The 25399-nt window shown below is 73.3% G+C and carries 22 protein-coding genes and 1 tRNA gene; 11 read left to right on the forward strand and 12 right to left on the reverse strand.

Annotated features, from left to right (window positions below; genetic code table 11):
- Positions 1-152 precede the first annotated feature (152 nt).
- Positions 153-1097: a hypothetical protein gene (locus tag AB0M03_RS35555; protein ID WP_363499696.1), complete on the reverse strand. Its 945-nt coding sequence runs from the start codon at positions 1095-1097 to the stop codon at positions 153-155.
- A complete protein-coding gene (locus tag AB0M03_RS35560; protein WP_363499698.1) occupies positions 1094-1456 on the reverse strand; it encodes a hypothetical protein in 363 nt (120 codons plus the stop codon). Before AB0M03_RS35560 ends, AB0M03_RS35555 begins: the two co-directional genes overlap by 4 nt.
- A gap of 483 nt (positions 1457-1939) precedes the next feature.
- On the opposite strand from AB0M03_RS35560, the gene AB0M03_RS35565 reads away from it, so the two are divergent.
- Positions 1940-2089: transfer RNA gene (locus tag AB0M03_RS35565), tRNA-Ser, on the forward strand.
- 100 nt (positions 2090-2189) lie between these two features.
- Here the strand turns inward: AB0M03_RS35565 and AB0M03_RS35570 are convergent.
- Positions 2190-3359, reverse strand: coding sequence for a low temperature requirement protein A (locus tag AB0M03_RS35570; RefSeq protein ID WP_363499700.1), 1170 nt, complete (start codon positions 3357-3359; stop codon positions 2190-2192).
- Positions 3360-3468: 109 nt separating this feature from the next.
- Positions 3469-4260, reverse strand: coding sequence for a GntR family transcriptional regulator (locus AB0M03_RS35575; protein WP_363499701.1), 792 nt, complete (start codon positions 4258-4260; stop codon positions 3469-3471).
- Positions 4261-4376: 116 nt separating this feature from the next.
- Here AB0M03_RS35575 and AB0M03_RS35580 point away from each other — a divergent pair, with 116 nt between their 5' ends.
- Positions 4377-4946, forward strand: coding sequence for an ATP-binding protein (locus AB0M03_RS35580; protein ID WP_363499703.1), 570 nt, complete (start codon positions 4377-4379; stop codon positions 4944-4946).
- On the opposite strand, the gene AB0M03_RS35585 is transcribed toward AB0M03_RS35580, so the two are convergent.
- The 3 genes from AB0M03_RS35585 to AB0M03_RS35595 all read right to left on the reverse strand — a co-directional run bounded on the left by AB0M03_RS35585 (position 4916) and on the right by AB0M03_RS35595 (position 9422).
- Positions 4916-5728 (reverse strand): serine protease, encoded by an 813-nt coding sequence (locus tag AB0M03_RS35585; protein ID WP_363499705.1) that lies wholly within the window; start codon positions 5726-5728, stop codon positions 4916-4918. The two genes, AB0M03_RS35580 and AB0M03_RS35585, sit on opposite strands and share 31 nt — an antisense overlap.
- 233 nt (positions 5729-5961) lie before the next feature.
- Positions 5962-7398, reverse strand: a complete 1437-nt coding sequence (locus tag AB0M03_RS35590; protein ID WP_363499729.1) for an MFS transporter — start codon at positions 7396-7398, stop codon at positions 5962-5964.
- Positions 7399-7709: 311 nt separating this feature from the next.
- Positions 7710-9422 (reverse strand): DUF885 domain-containing protein, encoded by a 1713-nt coding sequence (locus tag AB0M03_RS35595; RefSeq protein ID WP_363499707.1) that lies wholly within the window; start codon positions 9420-9422, stop codon positions 7710-7712.
- Between the two features lie 213 nt (positions 9423-9635).
- On the opposite strand from AB0M03_RS35595, the gene AB0M03_RS35600 reads away from it, so the two are divergent.
- The gene (locus AB0M03_RS35600) at positions 9636-10439 is read left to right on the forward strand and encodes a TetR/AcrR family transcriptional regulator (RefSeq protein ID WP_363499709.1); all 804 of its coding nucleotides are present in this window, start codon (positions 9636-9638) and stop codon (positions 10437-10439) included.
- 172 nt (positions 10440-10611) lie between these two features.
- Here AB0M03_RS35600 and AB0M03_RS35605 read toward each other — a convergent pair whose 3' ends face one another.
- A complete protein-coding gene (locus AB0M03_RS35605; RefSeq protein WP_363499731.1) occupies positions 10612-11721 on the reverse strand; it encodes an IS701 family transposase in 1110 nt (369 codons plus the stop codon).
- A gap of 113 nt (positions 11722-11834) precedes the next feature.
- On the opposite strand from AB0M03_RS35605, the gene AB0M03_RS35610 reads away from it, so the two are divergent.
- Positions 11835-12560, forward strand: a complete 726-nt coding sequence (locus AB0M03_RS35610) for a hypothetical protein (RefSeq protein WP_363499711.1) — start codon at positions 11835-11837, stop codon at positions 12558-12560.
- A 259-nt stretch (positions 12561-12819) separates the two neighbouring features.
- Here the strand turns inward: AB0M03_RS35610 and AB0M03_RS35615 are convergent, their stop codons facing one another.
- The 3 genes from AB0M03_RS35615 to AB0M03_RS35625 all read right to left on the reverse strand — a co-directional run bounded on the left by AB0M03_RS35615 (position 12820) and on the right by AB0M03_RS35625 (position 15305).
- Positions 12820-13680: a fumarylacetoacetate hydrolase family protein gene (locus AB0M03_RS35615; protein ID WP_363499713.1), complete on the reverse strand. Its 861-nt coding sequence runs from the start codon at positions 13678-13680 to the stop codon at positions 12820-12822.
- A 195-nt stretch (positions 13681-13875) separates the two neighbouring features.
- Positions 13876-14946: a DUF6745 domain-containing protein gene (locus AB0M03_RS35620; protein WP_363499715.1), complete on the reverse strand. Its 1071-nt coding sequence runs from the start codon at positions 14944-14946 to the stop codon at positions 13876-13878.
- A gap of 32 nt (positions 14947-14978) precedes the next feature.
- Positions 14979-15305, reverse strand: coding sequence for a hypothetical protein (locus AB0M03_RS35625; RefSeq protein WP_363499717.1), 327 nt, complete (start codon positions 15303-15305; stop codon positions 14979-14981).
- A gap of 158 nt (positions 15306-15463) precedes the next feature.
- Between AB0M03_RS35625 and AB0M03_RS35630 the strand changes: the two genes are divergently transcribed.
- From AB0M03_RS35630 to AB0M03_RS35655, 6 genes are all read left to right on the forward strand, one after another.
- Entirely contained in the window at positions 15464-16417 is a 954-nt protein-coding gene (locus AB0M03_RS35630; protein WP_363499719.1) for an STM4015 family protein, read from the forward strand.
- Positions 16418-16521: 104 nt separating this feature from the next.
- Positions 16522-17448 (forward strand): STM4015 family protein, encoded by a 927-nt coding sequence (locus AB0M03_RS35635; protein WP_363499721.1) that lies wholly within the window; start codon positions 16522-16524, stop codon positions 17446-17448.
- Between the two features lie 4 nt (positions 17449-17452).
- Positions 17453-18577 carry an STM4014 family protein gene (locus AB0M03_RS35640; RefSeq protein WP_363499723.1) on the forward strand — a complete coding sequence of 375 codons (1125 nt, stop codon included), beginning with the start codon at positions 17453-17455 and terminating at the stop codon, positions 18575-18577.
- Between the two features lie 17 nt (positions 18578-18594).
- Positions 18595-19434 (forward strand): STM4013/SEN3800 family hydrolase, encoded by an 840-nt coding sequence (locus tag AB0M03_RS35645; RefSeq protein WP_363499733.1) that lies wholly within the window; start codon positions 18595-18597, stop codon positions 19432-19434.
- On the forward strand, positions 19431-20768 hold the full coding sequence (locus AB0M03_RS35650; protein WP_363499725.1) for an STM4012 family radical SAM protein: 1338 nt from the start codon (positions 19431-19433) through the stop codon (positions 20766-20768). The genes AB0M03_RS35645 and AB0M03_RS35650 overlap by 4 nt, the downstream gene beginning before the upstream one ends.
- Positions 20769-20812: 44 nt before the next feature.
- Positions 20813-21658, forward strand: coding sequence for an STM4011 family radical SAM protein (locus AB0M03_RS35655; protein WP_363499735.1), 846 nt, complete (start codon positions 20813-20815; stop codon positions 21656-21658).
- A gap of 30 nt (positions 21659-21688) precedes the next feature.
- Here the strand turns inward: AB0M03_RS35655 and AB0M03_RS35660 are convergent, their stop codons facing one another.
- Positions 21689-22834: a hypothetical protein gene (locus AB0M03_RS35660; RefSeq protein ID WP_363499727.1), complete on the reverse strand. Its 1146-nt coding sequence runs from the start codon at positions 22832-22834 to the stop codon at positions 21689-21691.
- Positions 22835-22987: 153 nt separating this feature from the next.
- Between AB0M03_RS35660 and AB0M03_RS35665 the strand changes: the two genes are divergently transcribed.
- On the forward strand, positions 22988-25279 hold the full coding sequence (locus AB0M03_RS35665) for an FdhF/YdeP family oxidoreductase (RefSeq protein WP_363499737.1): 2292 nt from the start codon (positions 22988-22990) through the stop codon (positions 25277-25279).
- Positions 25280-25399: the final 120 nt, after the last annotated feature.

The raw sequence follows: 25399 nt of genomic DNA on the forward strand, positions 1-25399 counted from the left end.
GGGGGGCCACTCGGCCACATTGCGGTCAGGCCCAAAGAGCCCTGACCGAGTCGCAACAGCTTACGGCCCCCCGATCATGCTCGACCCCAGCCCGGGCAGGACATCGGCCAAAACCGCTCCACCGCCCAGGCGTCCGCCGCGACGCACAATTGCTATGCGTCACCAAGGCCGGGAATCTCTGACTCTACACCACCAATTGCAACGAGGCGGTAGTGACGCTGGCCCGCCTTCCCAGATTGGGCGAGTTGGACCGTTACCTCGACAGTCACTTCAACCATTTTATCAATATTGAGCTTCACGGCATCAATTAGCGACTCTTCCACAAATCCGTGAATCTCAACCCCGGCTCGCGTCTCAAAATAGAAAAGCTGCCGCCGCGTTCGCAAGCCGTCCAGTCGCCCTTGAATATGGACAACGTACCGCTCTTCCCTTGCTTGATCCAGGCGGCGCTTAATTTCCCTTGCTTGAGCAGATGTGATCCGAGAGCTGGCAGCAACCTCGCCGCCCCGGTGGAGCGCGATCCCAAGGGTAATATTTGTGCCACCCAGGCCATCAACCAGATCAGAGACTGCGCGCTTCACAACGGGAGACGCCCCAATTAGGGAATCAATGGATTCGTCTCCCTCTTGCGGGTCCGGGAGGGCATGAATCAGCTCGCCAACCCCGACCTCTGCCCACGACGGCCCCGCCAGGGGCAGCTGGTCATCCTCTGCTTCAGGCCGCTCCGGCGTGAGTCTGATATTGAGAGACCCCAGGGTTGCCGCCGCCACATTGAGTCGGGCCAAGGCGAAATCATCGGGCAGTAGGCGCGCCACGTCCGCTAGCCTTCCACGCCGGGCCTTTGCCAACCTCGCCACGGCGCGCTGCACCCTCTTCAGGTAATCCGAGGCATCATTTGCTGAGACTGCATGGCCCGGAGCATTCTCGTCGGCCAGATAGATGCTGACGACAGGCTGAACCTCCACGCCCGCAGGAGACAGCTCCGAGAATTTATAGGACGCGGCATTGAGAGATGCCCGACGAAGGCTCGCAAGCGGCGAATCATCTTGGATGGCTTGCAGTGCCCTGGCGTGCATACTGCGGAGATCGCCTTTCACCACGACACCTCCAAGTATCCCTTCGTAATCCCTTCAATGATCTGACCGTCGGCGCCCTTAACGCTAGACCAAAGAGCATCCCACATTTTTATCGCGTCGAAATCCTCGGACAGAATGAAAAAAGCGTCAATCAGCCCACCCATGGGTTGCACACGAGGGCTAAACGCTCGCGGCATGCCCACGTCCACCCCCTGAAGGGTCAGCAGTTGGAAGAGGCGCTCTTCTTCGGCCGGCCCAAAGTGCCGAACGTCCTCGGGATCGGCAACGATGACGAGGTCGATGTCCTTCGGTGGCTCCTCCTTGTGGGTGCAGAAGCCCCCGTTCACCCACAGTGTCCCGCGCCCAAGGAGGTCCTGCACCAGCGAGAAGTACAGCGTGAACGCGTTGAAGATCCGCTCTCGCGCTTCCCGATGAGGAGCGCGAGTGACAAACAGGTCCTCGATTTCGGCGAGTGTGGCAGGGTGGCGCCCAGCCGGAAGCCGCCCATCGGAGGTGAGCGTGAGGATCTTGGTCCCCTCTCCACAGGCCCGGCCTGGGCAACAGCGACAGTTGAGGACTGAGTCTAGTCAGCAACATCCCGGAGCCAACCCTTTCTGCGGCGAACGCCGGGTATCTCCCTTGCCGGCGGAGGTCAGCTGCTCTTCTATCCCCAACCTCTGACAGGACCCGCCAGGGTGGTTGCAGTTCAAGCAGCTATGCCCGCTCCGTGCCCCTTCAGCCAGGAATCGGCGGGGGCAGCCACGACCGTACGCGCCGCTCCCCCGCAGGTCCGCGAGTCGCCAGGTCGGCAGATCCAGGGCCATCGTCTTCCGAACTGAGGTGCCGGGCTGTGCCACAGCTGTGCCAGATCGAGCGGTACGCCACGGTCAATCAGAGTCGTCAGCAGGCTGATCCGCGGCACTGGGCCAACACCACATCCGTGCAGCTCACTCAACGTGAACACCTCCCGCCCTCCGGAGGCGGGTGCGTAGGTTCGAATCCTACCGGGGGCACTTCCCAGCAAGTGCAGCAAAGGCCCAGCCCAGCGGATCACTCCGCCAGGCCGGGCCTTCGTCGTTCCCGGGGCGGGTCGCCGTGCCGGGCGGCGCCGGATCAGGCCGGGCGGGGGTGCCGGATGCGGTGCTTGACGAGGAGGGTGAGGGCGAAGACCTCGGCGGCACCGCAGAAGACCGCGGCCCAGGCGGGGAGCAGCAGGACGGCGGGGACGAGCAGCACCGCGGTGAGCACCAGGCAGGGGACGTACCAGGCGAGGACGGACCGGGCGGGGTCGCCGTAGCGCAGGGAGATGGCTGCGTTGGTGGTGTAGAAGCCGAGGATGCCCGCGCACAGTGCCCAGTCCGCGCCGGACGGGAGGTGGTGGGTCGGTTCGGCGACGGCGGTGCCGAGGGCGGCGGCGAGCAGGGTGATCGCGGCGACCAGGAAGTAGGGCAGGTACATCACGGTGTCGCGGATGACGCGGGTGGCCTCGCCGGCCCGGGCGCGGGTGAGGCCGCGGGCGGCCGCGGTGGTGCCCCAGGCGAAGAACACCGCGGCCAGTTCGGTCACCAGCAGGAAGGCGGCGAGTGCGGCCGCGCCGGAGGCTGCGGTGAGGTGGTCGGCGAAGGTCGCGACGACGGTGAAGACGGACTCGCCGAGCACGATCACCACGAACAGCGTGATCCGCTCGACCAGGTGCTCGACCGACACCCGGGCGTAGAGCTCGGCGCCGTACTCGCTGCGGACCGCGAGCAGCACCATCTCCAGGGCGACGGCGGCACCCCACAGGACGAACCGCCCGGCGCCCGGGACGGCGGCGGACACCGCCCACAGGGCGGCCGGGACGAGGCAGTAGAGGACGGGGCGCCACAGCGGCAGCGCGGTCTCCCGCCGCAGTGCGGGCCGCACCCAGACCAGGAAGCAGACGACCTGCACCCAGGCCGCGCCCAGGGCGTACAGCCAGGCTTGGTCGCCGAGGCCCTCGGGGGCCGCCGCGGCCATCAGGCCGAGTCCGGGCATGGCGGCGACGAGCATCGGCTGGCTGAGGGCCCGGTCGATGTCGCCGCCGGAGATGTTCACGGTGGCGACCAGGTTGGCCCAGGCCCACCAGGCCGGGAAGAACAGCACCAGGAACGTGCCGAACTCGACGCCGCCCGGGTCTCCGTGCAGGCCGCGGGCGAGGATGGCCACGGTCACGACGAAGACCAGGTCGAAGAAGAGCTCGAACCAGTCCGCCCGGCGTTCCTCGGGCACGGCGGCGGTCGGCCCGCTGTCGGCGGCGGTCACGGTGTGCGGCACCTCCGTTGTCCGGGTGCCGGGAGTGTACGGGGCAAACAGCGCACAACTGCGGGAATGCGCCCCCGGCGCGCGCGGAGGGCCGACGAATGCCTCCGGTTCAGCGGATGCCGTCACTCTCCGGGGTGATCTCCGCGGGCACTCCGAGCTCGTAGACCAGCCGGCTCCGCTCGGCGGCGAGCACGATGTCGGCGGTCTCGACGGGCCGGCGGCCGGCCCAGTGGGTGCGCTCGATGGAGAGCACGGTGGAGCCCAGCGCCACGCCCAGCGGGCCGGACTCGACCTCCAGCACCGGGCGCGCGGTGACGTCCTCGGTGACCCGGGTGACGGTGACGCCGATCCGGGCCATCCGCTCGACCACGCCCAGCCCGGCCAGCGGGCCGAATTCCGGCAGGACGGCCACCGTGCCCTCGGTCAGCGCCAGCGGCTCCCAGCTGGTGGAGAGCTGCGCGGGCCGGTCGCCGGCCGGGAAGACGTACTGGGTCTGCATCAGCGGATCGCCCTCCGCGACCCGCAGCCGCAGCGCGAGTGCGCTGGTCGCCCAGGTCTTCTGGGAGTCGTGCGTCCAGCGCGGGGCGGCGTCGACGGCCCGGCTCCCGGCGGTGAACGGACTGCCCGCGGCGTCGTACCGCCCGCGGGGGATCCGGGCCGGGGCGGGGCGCAGGCGGACGTACGTGCCGGAGCCGGGGCGGCCCTCGGTGAGGCCCTCGGCGTTGAGCACCCGCAGGGCCTGCCGGACGGGCTGCTCGGAGAGCCGGTGCTCCCGGCACAGGTCGGCGATGCTCGGCATCCGCGCGCCGGGCGGATGCTCGCCGGAGGCGATCCGCGAGCGCAGCACGTCGGCCAGTCGCAGATAGGCCGGTCGCCCCAACTCGCCCACGTCAACCCCCATCTCACGGTTTCTCGGATCAGCTTGACAACGCCGTGCCCGAGCTTTCAAGCTCGCATTCCAGCCTGACTGTCAGTAGTCACACGGCTGCGGAGAGATTGTCGGAGGGGTGCAACAGCATGAAGTGGATCGCCCGGTTCCCCGGTGTGCCGGAGTCCGTCAAAGCCGCCCGGCGGATGACCCGCGAGGCGCTCGAACCGCTGTCGCAGGCGGAGGACGCGGTGCTGATCGTCTCCGAGCTGGTGACGAATGCGGTGATGCACAGCCGGTCCGGTGCGGGCGGCTCGCTCTGGGTGGAGATCTGGCTGCGGCGCGGCACCGTCCGCGTCGCGGTCACCGACGAGGGCAGCGCGGACGGCGGCCCGGCCCACCGGCCGCCCGCCGACAGCGGCGACTTCGGCCGGGGTCTGAAGATCGTGAACGCGCTGGCCGAGCACTGGGGCGCCACCAGCGAGGCCAGCGGGCGCCGTACCGTCTGGGCGGAGCTCTCCCCCGCCCGGGAGGACGGCGCGCCCGCCGTCCGGCGGGAGCCCCGCCGCTCCCCCGCCGCGGCTCCCGCCGCCGGGGACGGCCCGCCCGTCCACCGGGCCGTGCAGGCGGCCGTCCCCCCGCCCGCCGCCCGGCGCTGCCGGCTGTGCGGCGGGCCGCTGCCGCCGCGTCAGGGGGCTGCGGCGATCGCCTGCCGGTAGAGGGTCGTCATGGTGTGGTCGAAGTAGGCGCTGTAGGAGATGTCCTCGGTGTCGCCGCCCTCCTGGTGGCCGCCGATGACGCCGATGACCTCACCCGTACGAGTGCTGATCCAGGGGCCGCCGCTGGTGCCGCCGGGGTAGCCGGGGCAGTCGATGCGGCGCTGGGTGGCGGACTGTCGGGTGACGGTGTCGGTGCACAGCAGCGGGGTCTCGGTGCGGGCGGGGTAGCCGTAGAGGCGGACCTCCGAGGTGAACACGTCGTCGAGGCCGAGGGCGTTGCCGCCGACGACGTCCTCGACGTCCCGGCCCCCGCCGGGGGCGACCCGGAGGATGGCGTAGTCCGCGTCCGGGTCGCGGTCCTTCGTCCAGGCGTCGGGGGCGAAGACCGCGGTCACCTGCCAGACCCCGTACGGGACGGCGCCGTCGCGGTAGCCGGGGACGAAGCTCAGCCCGTCCGGGCCGGCGACGCAGTGGGCGGCGGTGAGGACCAGGTCGCGGGTGGGGCTCCGCAGCACGCTGGCGGAGCAGAAGTGGTGGCCGGGGCCGATCTCGCCGCCGAACAGGGCGCCGACCCGGGCGGCGGCCCGGTCGGCGGGCGCGGTCCCGGTGGTGCCGGGGGCCCGGCCCGAGTCGGCGACCGCGGCGGTGAGCGCGGAGGCCGCGTCGGACACCCCGAGGACGTGCGACGCGGCCAGGACGCCCACCGCGGCCAGGGCCAGCGCCGGGGTGACCAGCAGCGGGCCGGGCCGGTGCCGGCGGCGGGGCGTGCGGGGGCGGATCATCGGCGAATCCTCCTGGCCGGGGGCGGTCGGCTCCACTCTCGACCGCCGGGCTGTGAGCCAGGTGATCCAGAGGTGGGAACCCCGTGAGAATCCGTACACGATCCCGCCCCGGTCAAGGGCGCGTCCAAGACCGGGGCGGCGTGTCGCCGGGAGTGTGCGCTGTCGATTCGGGTGGTCCCTCCCCACGGGTCGTTCGCGTCCTGGTGCGGGCCGGTCGCGCCTCGGTGGCCCGCTCAGTGCGGATCGGTCGCCGGACGGGCGGTCGCCGAGGCCCCGGCGGGCTCCTGGACGTGCCCCTCGGCCTCGCCGGGGGCGGGGCGGTGGTTGATCATCAGGAAGGCGATGACCGCGGCGAGCAGCAGGATGCCCATGGCGACGACGGTGGCGACCGTGTAGCCGTGCACCGCACCCTCCTTGAGGACCGCCGGGTCGGCTGCGTTGCGGGTGGCCAGCCAGGTGGCCGTGGCGCTCGCGGCGATGGTGTTGAGCAGTGCGACACCGACCGAACCGCCGACCTGCTGGGCGCTGTTGATGATGGCGGAGGCCGCGCCGGTCTCCTTCGGGGAGACGCCGAGGGTGGCCAGGCTCATCGAGGGCATGAAGACGAGGCCCATGCCGAGGCCGAGCAGGAGTTCGGCGGGCAGCACCATGGTCGCGTACGGGCTGTCCACGTCCATCTGGGTCAGCCAGGCCATGCCGCCCGCACCGAGCAGCAGGCCGGGGACGACCAGGTTCCTGGACGGGACCCTCGTCATCAGGTTGGCCGCGATGCCGGTCGCGCTGAGCACGATCGCACCGGTCATCGGGAGGAAGGACACCCCGGCCATGACCGGCGAGTACCCCTTGACCACCTGCATGTAGTAGGTGAGGAACAGGAACAGGCCGAACATGCCGACCATCGCCATGCCGACCGAGATCGCGCCGCCGCCGCGGTTGCGGTCGCGGACGAGGTGCAGCGGCAGCAGCGGGTGGTCGGTGCGGCGCTCGAAGAGCACGAACACGCCGAGCAGGGCGACGCCGCCGCAGAGGCAGGTCAGCACCAGCCAGTCGCCCCAGCCGCGGGTGACGGCCTCGGAGGTGCCGTACACGATGGCGAGCAGGCCGCCGCAGCCCAGGAAGGCGCCCGGCAGGTCGAGCTTGACGCGGTGGTGCTTGGCGATGTGGTCGTGCTGGAGGACGTAGAACGCGCCGAGGGCCGCGCCCACCGCGATCGGGATGTTGACGAACAGGCACCAGCGCCAGTTGAGGTACTCGGTGAGCAGACCGCCCATGATCAGGCCGATCGCGGCGCCGCCGCCGGCGAGGGCGCCGAAGATGCCGAACGCGGTCGCGCGTTCCTTCGCGTCGGTGAAGGTGTTCGACAGCAGCGACAGCGCCGAGGGGGCGAGGACGGCGCCGAAGGCGCCCTGGAGGGCGCGGGCACCGAAGAGCATCCACGGCTCGGTGGCGAATCCGCCGATGGCGGAGGCGAGGGCGAAGCCGAGCAGGCCGACGGTGAAGGTGCGCTTGCGGCCGAAGAGGTCGCCGATCCGGCCGCCGAGCAGGAGCAGGCCGCCGAAGGCCAGGGTGTAGGCGGTGATGACCCACTGCCTGTTGGCGTCGGATATGCCCAGGTCCTCCTGGGCGGAGGGCAGGGCGATGTTCACGATGGTCGCGTCGAGGACGATCATCAGCTGGGCGATGGCGATGACTGCCAGGGCCCACCAGCGACGGGGGTCGACCGCCTGCTCGTCCTGTGCGTGCTGGAGGGACACCGTGGGCCGCCTTCCGGAGGGGACGTGGGAAGGGCGCACGCAGCGCTCCTCCCAAGGGAAACTCCGGCGACCGGCGAGGGGCAAGGTTATTTGTCGGTAAATGTCCGAATTAGGACCAAAGTCCTAAACCTCCGACCGACCTCCGGCGGAGGTCCCCGGCCGCAGTGGCCCGCCGCACCGGGACGGGCCGGTGCGGCGGGCGGCGAACCTTCGGTGCGCAGCGGGCCTCAGAGCGCGGAGAGCTCCGCGACCAGGTCGTCCAGGCCGAGCGAGCCCTGGGAGAGGGCGGCCATGTGCCAGGCCTTGAGGTCGAACTCCCCGCCGGCGGACTCCGCGGCGGCCCGGGCGGCGGCCCGGCCGGTCAGCCAGGCGCGCTCGCCGAGCTTGTAGCCGATGGCCTGGCCCGGCATTCCGAGGTAGCGGACGAGCTCGCTGTCCAGGAACTCCGAGGACAGGCCGCAGTACCGGCCGAAGAACTCCCGGGCGTCGTCCGGCAGCATCGCCTCGCCCGGCTTGAACGGCGAGTCCGACGGGAAGTCCAGGCCCGCGTGCATGCCGATGTCGACGATGACCCGCAGCACGCGCATCATCTGCGCGTTGAGGTAGCCGAGCCGGTGGCCGGGGTCGGTGAGGTAGCCGAGCTCGTCCATCAGGCGCTCGGCGTACAGCGCCCAGCCCTCCACGTTGGCGCTGACGCTGCCGAGGGTGACCTGGTAGGTGGAGAGGCGGTCGGCGAGGTACGTCCACTGCGCGAGCTGCAGGTGGTGGCCGGGAACACCCTCGTGGTACCAGGTCGAGACGAGGTCCCAGACCGGGAAGGACTCCCGGCCGAGGGTCGGCAGCCAGGTGCGGCCGGGACGGGAGAAGTCGAGCGAGGGCTGGGTGTAGTAGGGCGCGGCGGCACTGCCGACGGGCGCGAGCTTGGACTCGACGCGCAGCAGCGGCTCGGCCAGGTCGAAGTGGGTGCCCTGCAGGTCGTTGATGGCCTGGTCCATCAGGCCCTGGAGGTACTCGCGGGCGTTCTCCTCGCCCTCGATCGCCGGGCCGTCCGTCTCCAGCCAGTGCATGGCCTCCATCGGGGTCGCGCCCGGCAGCACCTTCTGGGCCTCGGTGCGCATCTGGGCGTCCAGGTCGTGGAACTGCTCCCAGGCCCAGGCGTAGGCCTCGTCGAGGTCGAGGGAAGCGCCCGTCCAGTAGCGGACGAAGCGGGTGTAGCGCTCGCGGCCCACGGTGTCCGGGGCGTCGGCGACCGCCGGGCCGTACACGTCGCGGAGCCAGTCGCGCAGGGCGGCCAGCGCGTCGGAGGCGGCGACCGCGGTGGCGGTCAGGCCCTCGCGCAGCGGCTCCGGGGCGTCCTGGACGAAGCCGCCGAACCAGCCGCCGGGGGTGTCGCCCTCCAGCCACTCGCCGATCTGGCCGACCACGGTGGTGACCTGGCGGGGGCCGGAGAGCAGACCGCGCTCGATGCCCTCGGCGAGGGTCTCGCGGTACTGGTCGAGGGCGGCGGGCACCCGGGCGAGGCGGCGGCCGATCAGCTCCCAGTGCTGCTCGGTCTCGGTGGGCATGATGGTGAACACCTCGCGCACGTTGTGCACCGGCGAGCCGAGGTTGCGTACCGCGCGGTACTCCTCGCCCGTGTCGTGCAGCACGAGTTCGGCGGTGAGCCGCTCGCGGAGCAGCCGGGCGCAGCGGCGCTCGGCCTCGTCGTCCGCGGCACCGGCGGCCTCCGCGGCGTCCAGTTCGGCGAGGGTGGTGCGGGCGAGCTCCGCGAGGGCGGCATGACCGGCCGGCGAGAGGTCGGTGATGCGGTCGTCCTCCGGATTGAGGCCGAGGTACACCGCGGTCAGCGGGTCGAGGTCGGCGAGGGCGTGGACGTAGGCGTCGGCGATACGGCGCGGGGTGGGGCCGTCGGCGTCGGGGGTGATCGGTTCTTGGACCATTCGGCCATCCTGTCGCAGCGTCCGGCGATTTCAAGACCCTTTCGGTACGGGCTCGCACGGTTGACGGACGGTCCGCCGGGCGGGACGTGGGCACGACGGCGTACTGCGTCACCGGCCGTGTGCGGACCCGCGCCCAGGGTGTGCGGCGGCCGCGCCCGGCACGTCGTGATCGACCCTGGCCGAGGCCGAACCGCGGGTTCTAGGCTGACGGCCATGGCAGCCAGATCAGCGACGTCTCCGACCGACCCCGCGGATGCCCCGGACGCGACGGCCCCGGACTCCGGTGCGGCGGGCGGGGAGCGGCCGCGCCGCGCCGGGTACCGCCGGCTGTCGGTGGAACAGCGCCGGGAGCAGCTGATCGAGGTGGCGCTGGAGCTGTTCAGCTCGCGTCCGCCGGAGGAGGTCGGGCTGGACGACGTGGCGCAGGCGGCCGGCGCCTCCCGCCCGCTGGTCTACCGCTACTTCGCGGGCGGCAAGCAGCAGTTGTACGAGGCGGCGCTGCGCAGTGCGGCCGAGGAGCTGAGCAGCCGGTTCACGGTGAACGGCACGGGGACGCCGACCGAGCAGCTGGCCGAGGTGCTGGACGGCTACTTCTCCTTCGTGGCCGAACACGCGGCGGGGTACGGCGCGCTGCTGCGCGGCGGTTCGGTGGTGGAGACGGCGCGGACGTCGGCGATCGTCGACGAGGTGCGGCGGGTCGCGCTGAAGCGGACGCTGCGGCACCTGGGTGTGCGGTCGGCCGGGCCGCGGATGACGCTGCTGGTCCGCTCGTGGATCTCGGTGGTCGAGGCGTCCGCCCTGAGCTGGCTGGACGAGGGGCGGCAGATCCCGCCGGAGTCGCTGCGGGACTGGCTGGTGGACGAGTTCGTGGCGATGAGTGCCGCGGCGGCGGTGCACGACCGGCAGGCCGCCCGGATGCTGGCCGGCGTGCTGGCCCTGGAACGCCCGGACGGCCCGGCGGCAGCGCTGGTGGCCCGCCTGCGGGCGCTCCTGCCGGAGGAACTCGGTACCGCTTAGTACTGCAACCGCATCTGGGGGATCTGGCCTCGGCGTTTGTAGTGGGATCGGCGGGCTCGGGCCTGGCTGCGGCGTCGGAAGCGTGACCAGCGCAGATGGTGTTCGTTGGTCTGGTGGTGGGGCCTGACGAGGTGGCCCATGAGCCGGCGGATCTCCGGGACGCTCAGGGGTATCAGCTCGTGCTCGTCGTCGGTGCCGCCCCCTTTGCGGCTTCCTGGGCGCGCAGGGCGGTCAGGTAGGCGAGAGCAGCCATGGCCAGGGTGATGTGCCGGTACCAGGCCCGGTAGAGGCGGACCTGGTAGTGGTCCAGGCCGCACTCCATCTTCGCGGCCTGGAACGACTCCTCGATCGCCCACCGCGCGGCGGCCACCTTGACCAGGTCCTTCAGGCGGGTGCCGACGGGGCCGTAGCAGACGTAGTGGGCGATCTCGGTCGGGTCGCTGAGCGACCTGCGGGCGAGGACCCAGTGGCCGAAGCCGTTCTCCCACACCGGGCGGATCGCGACCCGGGCCCAGTCGTAAATCCGCTCGCCGCGGCTGCCCTGGCCTCCGGAGATGCGCTTCCAGGCCTGCCGCGGCAGGGAAGCGATCAGCTCGGCCACCCGGGTTTCGGCCCAGTGCGCGGTGGTCACGGTGTCGTTGACCTTGGTGGCGAGCACGTGGGCGATGCGGTGTTCCTCCAGCCAGGACCGCAGGTGTTTGACCTGGCCGTACGCCTCGTCGGCGGTGACCCAGGCGAACGGGACGCGGGCGTCGATCGCGCGCTGCAGCATCCACTTGAAGTGCTCGTTCTTCGTCGCGAACGGCACCTCGTCCCCGATGCCGGCGGCTCGGCAGCGCTCGCGGTCGTCGGTCCACGAGACGGGCAGGTACAGCTCGCGGTCGATCAGTGCCCGGCCTTTGGAGGAGGCGTAGGCCAGGAAGGTGCCGATCTGGCAGTTCTCGGTGCGGCCGGCGGTGCCGCTGTATTGGCGTTGGACCCCGGCCGACCGGGTGCCCTTCTTCAGGAAGCCGGTGTCGTCGCCGATCAGGATCCCGTCCCTGGCGCCGATGGTCTCCACCACGAAGTCGCGCACGTCGTCGCGGACCGCGTCCTCGTCCCACTCGGACAGGTTCAGCAGGCGCTGGACCCCGTCCGGACGGAGCTGCCCGACCTGCTCGGCCAGTGTCCAGCCGTTCTTCCGCTCCAGCGGAGCGAGGAGTCCGGTCAGGTAGTCCAGCGCCCGCTCGCGGGGCTCCGACCTGCCGAAACAATGGGCGATGCGGGCATGGAACCCGGCTATCCCCTCGAACCACGACTCGACCTGTTCAACCGTCAGCTCATCGGCACACAGATACACCAACGAGCCCGCACACATCCATCACGCAGATGTGGTTGCAGGATTAGGCTGACCGGATGACAGCTGATCGCACAGCAGCCAAGTACCGCCGCATCCTCGCCCTGGCCGGCGCGGCCGGGATCGCCCTTGCCGGGAGCGCCTGTTCCTCGTCCGGGAGTTCCGGCGGGGCCGCCTCGGGCGGTGAGAGGCTGTCCTACGACCGGGTCGCCTCGACGGCGAAGCAGCTGACGAGTACGTCGGCCTGCCCGTTTGGCCTGGACCCGGCGGCGGCGCTGAAGGCGGCCGGTGCCGAACGGACCGTCACCCCGGCGGCGTCCGGCGGCCACCCCGCGACTCGGGGGACCGTCGACCCGGGCCGGCCGGCTGAGGCCTGGCCCAGCTGGCTGTCCACGCCGTCCGGGTTCCCCTCCAACCCCGCCGTCCCGCCGAACGCGTCCGTCGTCTGCAACTTCACGGCTTCGGAAGCCCCGATGGAGATCGACCTCGTGGCCGTGTCCGAGGGCGAGGTGGCGGTGAACCTGGCGCTGCCGCAGATCGCCGTCCTCGGCGCCCTCAGCGCTGACGAGGTGATGAGGTTCTCCAAGGACGAGCCCGGGATCGGCCAGACCAGGGTCACCCCGGGCCGGGGCACGGCCGCCGTTGCACGGGTGGCGGTGGCGGGCAAGGGCGACTTGGCGCTCGTGGTCTCCCAGGGCTCGACTGTCACCAAGGCGGACCCGGCCCTGGCCGGCGAGTCGCTCAGGAAGGTCGCCGAGGCACTCGCGGCCCAGCTGCGGCCGTAGGCGGCGCCGGCAGGCGACCCGCCGCGCACTGCTCGCCGCCCGACCGGAGCGAGCCGGTGCGGTACCCGGGAGGGCCGAACCGGAGGTCGCCAAGGCCGCGGCCGGGGCCGCCTCGGAGACCCGGGTGGCTCCGAACGAGTACCGCGACTCGACCTGCTCAACCGTCAGCTCATCGGCACACAGATACACCAACGAGCCCCACACCACATCCGTCATGCAGATGCGGTTGCAGTATTAGGGGTAGCTGAGCGCCCCGAGCCTATGCGGCGCCGAGGAGTTGGCGTTGGCGGCCGAGTCCCTGGACTTCCAGTTCGACGATGTCGCCGGGCCGGAGGAAGGGTGTGCCGGGGTGGCCGAGGGTGACGCCGGCGGGGGTGCCGGTGACGACGACGTCGCCGGGGTCCAGCACCATGAAGCGGCTGAGGTAGCGGAGCGTCTCCAGCACCGGGAAGATCATGTCGGCGGTGCTGCCGTCCTGCCGGAGCCCGCCGTTGACCCACAGCCGGAGCGACAGCTGCTGCGGGTCGGCGACCTCGTCCGGGGTGACCAGCCAGGGCCCGAGCGGGGTGAAGGTCTCGGCGGACTTGCCCTTGTCCCACTGGCCGCCGCGCTCCAGCTGGAAGGCCCGCTCGGTGACGTCGTTGGCGGCGGCGTAGCCGGCGACGACGGCGGCGGCCTCGGCGTCGCTCTCCAGGTAGCGGGCGGTGCGGCCGATCACCACGGCGAGTTCGGCCTCGTAGTCGGTCTTCTCGGAGCCGCGCGGCACCAGCACCCGGTCGTCGGGGCCGACGACGGTGTTGCTCGGTTTGAGGAACACCACCGGTTCGGCCGGGATCGCGGCGCCGGCCTCGACCGCGTGGTCGCGGTAGTTGAGGCCGATGCCGACGACCTTGCCCGGGCGGGCCACCGGCGGGCCGATCCGGACGCCGTCGAGGTCGAGGCGGGGCAGGGCGCCGGCGGCGGCCTCGGCGGCCAGTGCGGCGGCGGCCTCGCGGTCGAGTCCGGCGAGGAAGGCGCCGTCGATGTCGCGGGTGCGACCTGAGAGGTCGTACGCGGCGCCGTCGGGGCCGAGGATCGCGGGGCGCTCGGCGCCCGCGGGACCGACGCGGAGGAGCTTCACTGGCCGTCACCACCTGGTTCGTCGCATGTCGGCGGAGCTGACACCTTGCTCCACCCTGTACATCCGAGGTATATCAACGCCTCTGACCTGTGAACCAGTGGGTGACCTTCGGCGAATTCCTATCAATTCGCACAAGCGCCGGGTGCCCTGAATCGGGTGGCCGTACGGTTGACAGCCCGCTCCCCGACCGCCCCGTCAGGTCTCCCGCTGCGGCCGGTACTCCTCCTCGGTCACGCCGAAGGTCCAGGCGACGCCGGCCCGGGCGGTGCGGGTGGACGGCGGGACGCGCAGCCAGTAGGTGCGGAAGGTGCCGTCCGGCTCGGCGGTGGAGTTGACCACCTCGACCATCACCACCGGCTCGTCGTCGGGCAGCACGATCCGCCACAGCACACCGGTCTCGTCCCGGTGCAGCGGCTCGGCGCCGGACTCGGCGAGGTAGCGGTCGTAGCCGTAGTGCTCGAGCATGACGCGGCGCAGCTCGGCGTTCTCCTCGTCGCGGATGTGCTCGGGGGTGAGGCCGCCGAGGCCGCCGAGGAAGTCGGCGGGCACCGGCATGCCGCGCCAGGCGTGCAGTTCGAAGCCGTCCGCGAAGGCGAGGGCGGGGCCGTCGGCGCGGTCGAGCCGGCCGGCCTCGTCGCGGTGCAGCACGGTGGGCCGTTCGGCGACCAGCGCGACCTGCTCGTACGGCCACCACCAGCCGGTCTGGCCGGCCATGGCGGCCAGCGGGGCGAGCGTGTCCAGCTCGCCGGCCGCGTCGAAGGCGGCCAGCCAGGGGGCGTCCTGCTGGCCGAGGACGGCGTCGAGCAGGGCGAGCCGGACGTCCGAGCGGGCGGCGCGGGCCGCGTCGCGCACCGCGGTGTCGGCGTCCGGGTCGGCCTCGGGCGCCAGTACGTCCAGGACGGCGCCGCGGACCCGCCCGGCGAGGGCCTGGGTCTGCGTCCACAGCTCGCCGCCGGTGAGTGCCCACAGCTCGGCCCAGCCGGGGGCGCCGAGCCGCCCGTGCACCCGGGCCCGGGCCTGCTCCCACGGGCCGGTGCGCACCGCCTCGCGGACGCTCCGCGCGCCCCCGGCCCGCAGCGCGAGGGCCGCCCGGGCGGCCGCGAGTGGTGAGTCGTACCAGAGCACCTGGCCGGGCTCGGACAGGCCGGCGGCGCGGTAGGCGGCGCGCACCGCCCGCTCGGCCGCGGCCCGGTCGGCGGGGCCGGTGGCGGCCGCGGCTGAGCGCCAGCGGGCGGTGGACGCCTCGGGCTGCGGGGTCTGCGTCATCGTGGTCTCTCTCCCTCTTGTCCCGGCGCTGTTCAGTCGGCGACGACGCGGACGGCGCCCGGCACGTACTCGCGCTGCCGCACCACCCGGTACCAGCCCTTGGGCAGCGGGATCGCGGCATGCTCCTCGTGCACCACGCGGCCGCCCTCGGGCAGGTGCAGCCAGGCGGTGCCGAACGGGCCCGCCTCGCGCCGCAGCGTGCCGGGCCCGACCACCGCGTGGGTGTGGCCGGTGACCTCGCCCAGCGCCAGCACCATCCGGCCGCGGGCGTCCCGCGGCAGCGCCGGCAGGCCGGCCACCACCCGCGGCACCGCCGCCTCCGCGACCGGCACGATCAGCACATCACCCTGGCGGTACACACGGTCCTCCCCTGCCCCGGGCCGGCGGGGTGCCGGCCTCGACGAGGGGAAAGCTAGGGCCCGGGTCTGACAGCACGTCGGCGGGCGGCCCCTCGCGTCCGGGTGTCGGAGCGGCCTGGTAGACAGAACCCGGCCGACCGATCCCCCAGGAGCAGCGCATGGCGATCAGCAAGCACATCGAGCGGTTCGGCGGGCTGCCCGTCGTCGACTTCCTCGCCGCGGTGGAGGACGGCCGCGAGCTGCCCGACGCCCCCGACGCCGCCTGGAAGGTCGGCCTGGAGTACGACTCCGCGCAGACCTTCGCCGAGGCCTGGGAGCAGTTCCTCGGTACCGTCGACGCCTCGCGGGTGACCGCGGTCGTCATCGGCAGCTGGTCGCAGGAGGAGCCGGAGCTGCTCACCGGCCCGCTCGCGGCCGTGACCGACGCGGCCGGGCAGCTGCCCGCCCTGCGCTCCCTCTTCGTCGGTGACATCACCTTCGAGGAGTGCGAGATCTCCTGGCTGCAGATGTGCGACATCACCCCGGTGTTCGAGGCCTTCCCCCGGCTGGAGGAGCTGGTCGTGCGCGGCGCCGGCGAGGACTGGGACGGCAACAACGGGCTGGCGCTCACCCCGCTGCGGCACGAGCACCTGCGGCGCCTGCGCCTGGAGGCCGGCGGCCTGCCCGGCAGTGTCGTCCGGGCGGTCGCGGCCTGCGACTTCCCCGCCCTGGAGAGCCTGGAGCTGTGGCTGGGCGTCGCCACCTACGGCGGCGACGCGACGCCGGACGACCTCGCGCCGTTCCTGGCAGGCAACCGGCTGCCCGCGCTGCGCACCCTCGGTCTGCAGAACAGCGAGCAGCAGGACGCGATCGCCGCGGCCGTCGCGCAGGCCCCGGTCGTCGCCCGCCTGGACCACCTCGCGCTGTCCATGGGCGCCTTCACCGACGAGGGCGCCGCCGCCCTGCTGGACGGCCAGCCGCTCACCCACCTGACCACCCTCGACCTGCACCACCACTACCTCACCGAGGGCATGCAGCAGCGGCTGCGCGAGGCGCTGCCCGGCGTCACGATCGACCTCTCCGACGCCCAGAAGTGGGACGACAACTGGCGCTACGTCGCCGTCTCCGAATAGCCGCGCACGCCAGGGCGTGTCTGACAATCCGCACCGCACGCCCGGCGGGAATTGTCAGACACGCCCTGGCAGCGGCCGAACCGACACAGCGACAGGAGCCCACGATGAGCACGACCTTCCACGGCCTGCCCGTGCACGACCTGCTGCCCGCGCTCGACCGCGGCGAGGAGCCGCCCGCCGCCGGTGCGGCCGCCTGGCGGATCAGCCTCGGCTACCGGTACGGCGGCAAGACGGAGTTCGCGGAGGCCTGGCGGCGCTTCCTCGACGCGGTCGACACCACGCAGGTGCGCGCCCTCGTCGTCGGCGCCTGGTGGGCCGGCGAGTACGACGGCCTGGCCGACCCGCTCGCCGTGATCACCGGCAGCGCCGACCGGCTGCCCGCACTGGAGGCGCTCTTCCTCGGCGACGTCGACTACGAGGAGTGCGAGATCTCCTGGCTGCAGATGTGCGACATCACCCCGGTGTTCGAGGCCTTCCCGCGGCTGACCGACGTCACCGTGCGCGGCGGTTCCGGCCTGCGCCTGCAGCCCGTCCGGCACGACCGGCTGCGTTCGCTGTGCTTCGAGACCGGCGGTCTGCCCGGCCGGGTGGTCCGGGCCCTCGGCGAGTGCGACTTCCCCGAGCTGGCCCAGCTCGACCTGTGGCTCGGCGTCGACGAGTACGGCGGCGACCACGCCCTGGAGGACCTGGCGCCGCTGCTGGCCGGCACCCGGCTGCCCGCACTGCGCACCCTCGGCCTGCAGAACAGCGAGTACCAGGACGACATCGCCGCGGCCGTCGCACAGGCCCCGGTGGTCGCGCGGCTCGACCACCTGGCCCTCGGCATGGGCGTGCTGACCGACGAGGGCGCCGCCGCCCTGCTGGAGGGCCAGCCGCTCACCCACCTGACCACCCTCGACCTGGAGCACCACTACATCTCCGAGGGCATGCAGCAGCGGCTGACCGAGGCCCTCGCCGGGGTGGCCGTCGACCTGTCCGGCGCGCAGGACGAGGAGGACGAGGAGGACCGCTACGTGGCGGTCTCCGAGTAGACCCATGACCGTCCGGCTCACCGTCCTCGGCAACCCCGGCCACCGCCGCGTCTCGCTCTTCGCCGCCGCCGCGCGCGCTGCGGGCCTGCCCGAACCCGCCGTCCTGCCCTGGCTGGACGTGCTGCACGGCAGGTACGAACTGCCGCCCGGCACCCTGCTGCGGATCGACTCGCCCGGCGAGGACGACGCGGTGGACGCGTACCTGCGCGGCGGCGCCCTCGGTGCCGGGTACGCGCCGACCCGGGTGGAGGGCGGCGCCGCCTGGTACGCCGGGATGTGCGCCGCGCTGCGCGGCCTGGCCGGACGGCCCGGGGTGCGCCTGCTCGGCGACCCCGAGGAGATCGCGGTGATGTTCGACAAGCGCCGGACGCACCGGCTGCTGGCCGCGGCCGGCGTGCCGGTGCCGCCCGCCCTCGACGGGCCGCCGCCGGGCGGCTGGGCGGAGCTGAAGGAGCGGCTGGCCGCCGCCGGGATGCGCCGGGTCTTCCTGAAGCTGGTGCACGGTTCCTCCGCCTCCGGCGTGGTGGCACTGGAGTTCGGTCCGCGCGGGCAGGTGCAGGCGACCACCTCCGCCGAGCTCGCGCCGGAGGGCCTGCACAACTCCCTCTCGGTGCGCCGCTACCGCACCGAGGCACAGGCCGCCGAGCTGGTGGACCGCCTCGCCCCGGACGGCCTGCACGTCGAGCAGTGGGTGCCGAAGGCCTCCCAGGACGGCCGCGCGGCCGACCTGCGGGTGGTCGTGGTCGCCGGCCGGGCCACCCACGCCGTGGTGCGGACCAGCACCCGGCCGATGACCAACCTGCACCTCGGCGGTGCCCGCGGCGACCTGGCGCTCGCCCGCGAGGCGGCGGGCCCGGCCTGGCCGCGGATGCTGGAGGCCGCCGAGCGCGCCGCCGCCTGCTTCCCGAACTCCCCCGCGGTCGGCGTGGACGTGCTGCCGACCGCCGGCTGGCGGCAGGCCGCGGTCGGCGAGGTCAACGCCTTCGGCGACCTGCTGCCCGGCCTCACCGGCCTGCCCGGCGGCCCCGCCGAGGGCCTGGACACCTACGGCGCCCAGATCGCCGCCCTGCTGCACGACGGGCACCACCAGGAGCCCGCTCGCACCACCCGGACGGAACCCACCCGATGAACCACCAGATCCCCGACATGAGGGCGGTGATCGGCAGCCACGACCTGCTGCTGGTCACCCTGGACACGCTGCGCCTGGACGTCGCGCAGGAGCTGGCCGCGGCCGGCCGCATCCCGCACCTGGCCGCGCACCTGCCCGGCGGGCAGTGGGAGGAGCGGCACACCCCCGGCAGCTTCACCTACGCGGCGCACCAGGCGATCCTGGCCGGGTTCCTGCCCACCCCGGCGAGCCCGGACGGCCCGCACCCGCGGCTGTTCGCGGCCCGTTTCGCCGGCTCGGAGACGACCGAGCCGCGCACCTGGGTCTTCGACACCTCGGATCTGCCCTCGGCGCTGGCCGCGGCCGGGTACCGGACGGTCTGCATCGGCGGGGTCGGCTTCTTCAACAAGCAGGGCCCGCTGGGCTCGGTGCTGCCGGGGATGTTCCAGGAGTCGCACTGGGAGCCGGAGATGGGCGTGCCCTCGCCCACCTCCTTCGAGGCGCAGGTCGCCCGGGCCGAGCAGGCCTGCGCCGAACAGCCCGCCGGGCAGCCGCTGTTCCTCTTCGTCAACGTCTCCGCGCTGCACCAGCCGAACTGGTTCCACCTGCCCGGGGCGACCCGCGAGCACGGCGACAGCCGGGAGAGCCACGCCGCCGCCCTGGAGTACGTGGACGCGCACGTCGGCCGGCTGTTCGCGGCGATGAGCCGGCGCCGCCCGTGCTTCGCGATCGTCTGCTCCGACCACGGCACCTGCTACGGCGAGAACGGCTACACCGGTCACCGGCTCGGCCACCCGGTGGTCTGGACGGTCCCGTACGCGCACTTCGTGCTGCCCGCCGCACCGGCCGCCGCAGCCGGGGCGGAGGCCGGACGGTGACCGCGGTGACCACCACGGCGGCGGCCGGGTCGCCGTACCGGGCGTACGTCTACGCCTACCCGCACAAGACCGCCTACCGGCCGCTGCCCGGGCGGCCGCTGCTGCGCGAGCTGTGGGCGGGCGAGCCGCAGCACGCGCTCTCGCTCTACCTGCACGTGCCGTTCTGCGAGGTGCGCTGCGGGTTCTGCAACCTGTTCACCCGGATCGGCAGCCCCGAAGGGCTGACCACCGCCTACCTGGACGCGCTGGAGCGGCAGGCCGCCGCCGTCCGCGACGCGCTGGACGACGGCGCCCGGTTCGCGCTGGCGGCCTTCGGCGGCGGCACCCCCACCTACCTCACCGCCGCCGAGCTGACCCGGCTCTGCGACATCGCCGAGCGGACCATGGGCGCCGACCTGCGGGCGATACCCCTGTCGGTGGAGGCCTCCCCCGACACGGCGACCGCCGACCGGCTGGCCGTGCTCGCCGAGCGCGGCACCACCCGGCTCAGCCTCGGCGTGCAGTCCTTCCTCGACGAGGAGGCCCGCTCGGCCGTCCGCCCGCAGAAGCGGGCCGCGGTGGAGGCCGCGCTCGGCCGGGTCCGGGCGGCGGGCATCCCGGTGCTCAACATCGACCTCATCTACGGCATCGACGGCCAGACCGGGGCCAGTTGGCTCGCCTCGCTGGATGCCGCGCTGGCCTGGCAGCCGGAGGAGCTCTACCTCTACCCGCTGTACGTCCGGCCGCTGACCGGCCTCGGCCGGCGCGCCCAGGACGGGCCCTCCCCGGAGTGGGACGCGCAGCGGCTGGCCCTCTACCGCGCCGGCCGCGACCACCTGCTGGCCTCCGGGTACGAGCAGGTGTCGATGCGGATGTTCCGCCGGATCGGCGCGGCCACCGCGAGCGCGGGCGAGTACGCCTGCCAGACGGACGGCATGGTCGGGCTCGGCTGCGGCGCCCGCTCGTACACCTCCGGCCTGCACTACTCCTTCGACTACGCGGTGGACGCCCGCGAGGTGCGCGGCATCATCGACGACTACGTCGCCACGGAGGACTTCACCCGCGCCGAGGTCGGCCGGGCGATGGACGGCGAGGAGCCGCGCCGCCGCCACCTGCTGCAGTCGCTGCTGCAGGCCGAGGGCCTCGGGCTGGACGACTACGAGCGGCGTTTCGGCTCGCTCCCGGCCGAGGACTTCGCCGCCGAACTCGCCGTCTTCGAGGCCCGCGGCTGGCTGGCCGGGGCGCCCGGGCGGCTGGTGCTCTCCCCCGAGGGCCTGGCCCACTCGGACGCGGTGGGACCGATGCTGTTCTCGCCCGCGGTGCAGGCCGCGATGGACGCGTACGAGGCGAAGTGACCACCGACCTGGGGCTGCCGGGCCGCCGCCCGGCCGAGACGCCGATGGAGCTCACCCTGCTCTACCGGGGGCCGCTGGCCTCCTGCGACTACGACTGCCCGTACTGCCCGTTCGCCAAGCGGCGCGACAGCCCGGAGCAGCTGCGGGCGGACCGCGCCGCGCTGGAGCGGTTCACCGCCTGGGCGGCCGGGCAGACCGGCGACACCCTCTCGCTGCTGTTCACGCCGTGGGGCGAGGGCCTGGTGCGCTCCTGGTACCGGCAGGCGCTGGTCGAGCTCTCCCGGCTGCCGCACGTGCGCCGGGTGGCGATCCAGACCAACCTCAGCTGCCGCACCGGCTGGCTGGCCGAGGCCGACCTCGACACCCTGGCCCTGTGGATCACCTACCACCCCGGGCAGGTCGACCGCGGGCGCTTCCTGGCGAAGATCCGCGAGCTGGCGGCGCTCGGCGTGCGGCACAGCGTCGGCATCGTCGGCGAGCCCGAACACCTCGACGCAGCACGGGAGTTGCGCGCCGAACTGCCCGCCGCCACATACCTCTGGGTGAACGCGGCGGACGGCCGCAGCTACACCGACGCGGAGGCCGCCGCCTGGACGGCCGTCGACCCGCTGTTCGGCTGGAGCCGCGAGCCGCACCCGAGCGGCGGCCGCCCCTGCCGGACGGGCGAGTCGGTGGTCTCGGTGGACGGCGACGGCACGGTGCGCCGCTGCCACTTCGTCCGACCGCCGCTCGGCAACCTCTACGACGGCTCCTACCGGGCCCATTTGCTGCCCCGCCCCTGCCCGCTGCCGGTCTGCGACTGCCACATCGGCTACGTCCACCTGGAGAGCCTGCCGCTGTACGACGTGTTCGCGGGCGGCATCCTGGAGCGCATCCCGCACGGCCACTGACCGCAGCCGCGCGGGATGCACCCGTCGGGATCAGGCCGGGCCGAGCATCAGCGCGGTGGCCTGTTCGGCCGTCATCTCCTCGGGCACGGCGGCCAGCCGGCCGGCCAGGCTGCGGTGACCGGTGGCCCGCTCCAGCTCGGTGAGGTACGCGTCCGCCTCCCGGTCGGAGTCGAAGTCCCAGACCAGCAGCCGGTGCACCATCGCCACCGCGGCCTCCGGCGGCAGCCCGCCGCCGCCGAACATCCGCCGCCACTGCGGCAGCAACCGGCCCAGCCCGCAACGGGCCTCGCCGACCAGCGGGTGCCCCGGGCCGAGGTACTGCCGGATCACCGGGATCAGCTCCAGGTGCATGCCGACCGCCGAGACCACGTCGCCGGTGAGCGCGACGGCGTGGGCGAGCCGGGCCTGGGCGGCCAGCGACCGGGCGTCGTACGGGCCGAGCGTCTGCACCATGGCCGGCTGGATCTCGCGCAGCAGGTGCACGGCGCCGTACGGGTCGCCCCCGTCGCCGAGCGCCCGGGCGTGCTCCAGCCGGATCTGCAGGGTGTCCGGGTCGGCCGGGCCGAGGGCCTGCACGGCGTCCGCGGCGACCTGGCCCAGCAGGTGGACGGCTCCGGCCGGGTCGCCCGCGGCCCCGCGGTGACTGCCGAGCTGCCGCCAGGCGGCGAGGGTGTCCCGGTCGTACCGGCCGAGCAGGGACGTCATCTCCCGGGCGACCGACTCCAGCAGGTGGACGGCGCCGTCGGGCGTGGGGGCCTCCTCGGCGCGCTCGCGCAGCCGGACGAGCAGTTCCCGCACGGCGGGCGGGGTGTCCGCGGACGGCACGGCGGACGGCGCCGGCGCAGCCACGGGCGGGGCGGCCGGAGCAGCCACGGGCGGGGCTGCTGCGGGCGGGGCCGGGGCCGGGGCCGGCGGTGCAGCCACGGGCGGCGCGGGCGGCACGGCGCCCTGCGGCACCGCATCCCTCGGCACGGCGTCGCGCGGCGGCTCCGGGACGGCCTCGGACAGCCCGGGCGCGGGCGGCGCGGCGGGGGCGGGCAGCGGATAGTCCTGCGCCGCATCCGCATCCGCGGGCGCCGGCGGCGCGGCCGCCGCGGGGGCCTGCGGCGGGACGGCGGGGGCGGCGGGCTCGATCACCGGGCCGAACCGGCCGGCGGGCTCCTCGATGGGCGACATCCTCGGACCTCGTTCGCTGCAAGTCGTCGACGGTGGGCGCGGGCCATCCTCCCACTGTCCGGGACCGCCCCGGTCCCCCCGGGCCGCGGCAGTGCAAGGATGGACGAGGGCCGCGGCAACGACGCCCGTGCCCAGGTGGAGGAGGTTCCCGTCATGGCCAAGCAGGCCCCGCAGAGCGACCCGGTGCAGGACGCGCCGCGCGTGTCCGCGCCGCAGCACGCGGCAGCCGGCGTCCCGGCCGTGCTGCACAGCCTGAGGATGGCCGGCGAGCAGATGAGCGCGCGCCGCACGCTGGCCGTGCTGCGCAAGGTGAACCAGCCGGACGGCTTCGACTGCCCCGGCTGCGCCTGGCCCGAGCCCGGGAAGACGCACACCGCCGAGTTCTGCGAGAACGGCGCCAAGGCGGTCGCCGAGGAGGCCACCGAGCGCCGGATCACCGCCGACTTCTTCGCCGCGCACCCGGTCTCCGAGCTGGCGCAGCGCTCCGGCTACTGGCTGGGCCAGCAGGGCCGGCTGACCGAGCCGATGCTGCTCGACGAGGGATCCGACCGGTACGTCCCGGTGTCCTGGGAGCGCGCCTTCGAGATCGTCGCCGAGGAGCTGCGGGCCCTGGACACCCCGGACGGCGCCGCCTTCTACACCTCGGGCCGCACCAGCAACGAGGCGGCGTTCGCGTACCAGCTGTTCGCCCGCCGGCTCGGCACCAACAACCTGCCGGACTGCTCCAACATGTGCCACGAGTCGTCGGGTTCGGCGCTCACCGAGACGCTCGGCGTGGGCAAGGGCAGCGTCTCGCTGAAGGACCTGTACCAGGCCGACCTGATCATCGTGGCCGGGCAGAATCCGGGCACCAACCACCCGCGGATGCTGTCCGCGCTGGAGCGGGCCAAGCGGGCCGGGGCGACGATCGTCTCGGTCAACCCGCTGCCGGAGGCGGGCCTGGAGCGGTTCAAGAACCCGCAGAACGCCCGCGGTCTGGCCGCGAACGGCACCAGGCTCACCGACCTCTTCCTGCAGATCCGGCTCGGCGGCGACCTGGCGCTCTTCCGCGCGCTCAACCAGCTGATCCTGGCCGCGGACGGCGGCACGGACGAGGCGTTCATCGCCGAACACTGCTACGGCTTCGAGGAGTTCGCGGCGGAGGCGGCCGCCACCGACCGCGCCGAGGTGCTGGCCGCGACCGGCCTGCCCTGGGAGCAGATCGAGGAACTGGCCCGGCTGGTGCTGGCCTCGGAGAAGGTCATCGTCTGCTGGGCGATGGGCCTCACCCAGCACCGGCACGCCGTGCCGACCATCCGCGAAGTCGTCAACTTCCTCCTGCTGCGCGGCAATGTGGGCCGCCCGGGCGCGGGCGTGTGCCCCGTCCGCGGACACAGCAATGTGCAGGGCGACCGGACGATGGGCATCTTCGAGCGGCCCGGCGCCGCCTTCCTGGACGCCCTGGGCAAGGAGTTCGGCTTCGAACCGCCGCGCGAGCACGGCCTGGACTCGGTGGACACCATCCGCGGGATGCGCGACGGCCGGGTGAAGGTGTTCTTCGCGATGGGCGGCAACTTCGTCTCCGCGACCCCGGACACCGAGGTCACCGAGGCGGCGATGCGCCGCTGCCGGCTCACCGTGCACGTCTCCACCAAGCTCAACCGCTCGCACGTGGTGACCGGCGCCCGCGCACTGATCCTGCCGACGCTGGGCCGCACCGACCGGGACTGGACGGAGGCCGGCGCACAGTTCGTCTCCGTCGAGGACTCGATGGGCATGGTGCACTCCTCGCGCGGCGGGCTGCGGCCGCCGTCCGACACCCTGCTCTCCGAGGTGGCGATCGTCTGCCGGCTGGCCCGGGCCGCACTCGGCCCCGAGGACCCGACGCCCTGGGAGGAGTTCGCGGTCTCGTACGACGCCGTCCGGGACCGGATCTCCCGCGTGGTGCCCGGCTTCGACGACTTCAACGAGAAGGTGCGGCGCCCCGGCGGGTTCGCCCTGCCGCACGGGCCGCGCGACAGCCGCACCTTCCCGACCGCGACGGGGAAGGCCAACTTCACCGTCAACCCGCTCACCGCGCCCGAGGTCCCCGAGGACCGGCTGCTGCTGCAGACGCTGCGCTCGCACGACCAGTACAACACCACGATCTACGGCCTGGACGACCGCTACCGCGGCATCACCGGCGGCCGCCGCGTGGTGCTGGTGAACCCGGCCGACGCCGAGCGACTGGGCCTGCCCGACGGCCTGTACGTCGACCTGGTGAGCGAGTGGAAGGACGGCGTGGAGCGGCGCGCCCCGCACTTCCGCGTGGTGCACTACCCGGTGGCCCGGGGCGGCGCGGCCGCGTACTACCCGGAGACCAATGTGCTGGTGCCGCTGGACTCCACCGCCGAGATCAGCAACACCCCGACCTCCAAGGCCGTGGTGATCCGCTTCGAACCCGACACCGGAGCGCCGGTCGCCTAGCACCTCAGGGACGCGGGAAACCGCGAGCGGCGGGGGGGCCCCGGGCGGGGGCGCCCCCCCCGCGCGGGTGCGGTGCCCACGGAGCGCGGCGGGGGGGGGGGGCGGGACGCCGAGGCGGCG

This window comes from Kitasatospora sp. NPDC051914, assembly GCF_040680995.1.
In the GTDB taxonomy this organism is placed as follows: Bacteria; Actinomycetota; Actinomycetes; order Streptomycetales; family Streptomycetaceae; genus Kitasatospora.

Bases quoted from the DNA above. Each gene is read 5' to 3' on its own strand.
- AB0M03_RS35590 (WP_363499729.1), bottom strand. From the start codon at position 7,398: ATGATCGTCCTCGACGCGACCATCGTGAACATCGCCCTGCCCTCCGCC.
- AB0M03_RS35660 (WP_363499727.1), bottom strand. From the start codon at position 22,834: ATGTCGCCCATCGAGGAGCCCGCCGGCCGGTTCGGCCCGGTGATCGAG.
- AB0M03_RS35620 (WP_363499715.1), bottom strand. From the start codon at position 14,946: ATGACGCAGACCCCGCAGCCCGAGGCGTCCACCGCCCGCTGGCGCTCA.
- AB0M03_RS35635 (WP_363499721.1), top strand. From the start codon at position 16,522: ATGAGCACGACCTTCCACGGCCTGCCCGTGCACGACCTGCTGCCCGCG.
- AB0M03_RS35580 (WP_363499703.1), top strand. From the start codon at position 4,377: ATGAAGTGGATCGCCCGGTTCCCCGGTGTGCCGGAGTCCGTCAAAGCC.
- AB0M03_RS35600 (WP_363499709.1), top strand. From the start codon at position 9,636: ATGGCAGCCAGATCAGCGACGTCTCCGACCGACCCCGCGGATGCCCCG.
- AB0M03_RS35610 (WP_363499711.1), top strand. From the start codon at position 11,835: ATGACAGCTGATCGCACAGCAGCCAAGTACCGCCGCATCCTCGCCCTG.
- AB0M03_RS35640 (WP_363499723.1), top strand. From the start codon at position 17,453: ATGACCGTCCGGCTCACCGTCCTCGGCAACCCCGGCCACCGCCGCGTC.
- AB0M03_RS35595 (WP_363499707.1), bottom strand. From the start codon at position 9,422: ATGGTCCAAGAACCGATCACCCCCGACGCCGACGGCCCCACCCCGCGC.
- AB0M03_RS35645 (WP_363499733.1), top strand. From the start codon at position 18,595: ATGAGGGCGGTGATCGGCAGCCACGACCTGCTGCTGGTCACCCTGGAC.
- AB0M03_RS35655 (WP_363499735.1), top strand. From the start codon at position 20,813: ATGGAGCTCACCCTGCTCTACCGGGGGCCGCTGGCCTCCTGCGACTAC.
- AB0M03_RS35665 (WP_363499737.1), top strand. From the start codon at position 22,988: ATGGCCAAGCAGGCCCCGCAGAGCGACCCGGTGCAGGACGCGCCGCGC.
- AB0M03_RS35585 (WP_363499705.1), bottom strand. From the start codon at position 5,728: ATGATCCGCCCCCGCACGCCCCGCCGCCGGCACCGGCCCGGCCCGCTG.
- AB0M03_RS35575 (WP_363499701.1), bottom strand. From the start codon at position 4,260: ATGGGGGTTGACGTGGGCGAGTTGGGGCGACCGGCCTATCTGCGACTG.
- AB0M03_RS35630 (WP_363499719.1), top strand. From the start codon at position 15,464: ATGGCGATCAGCAAGCACATCGAGCGGTTCGGCGGGCTGCCCGTCGTC.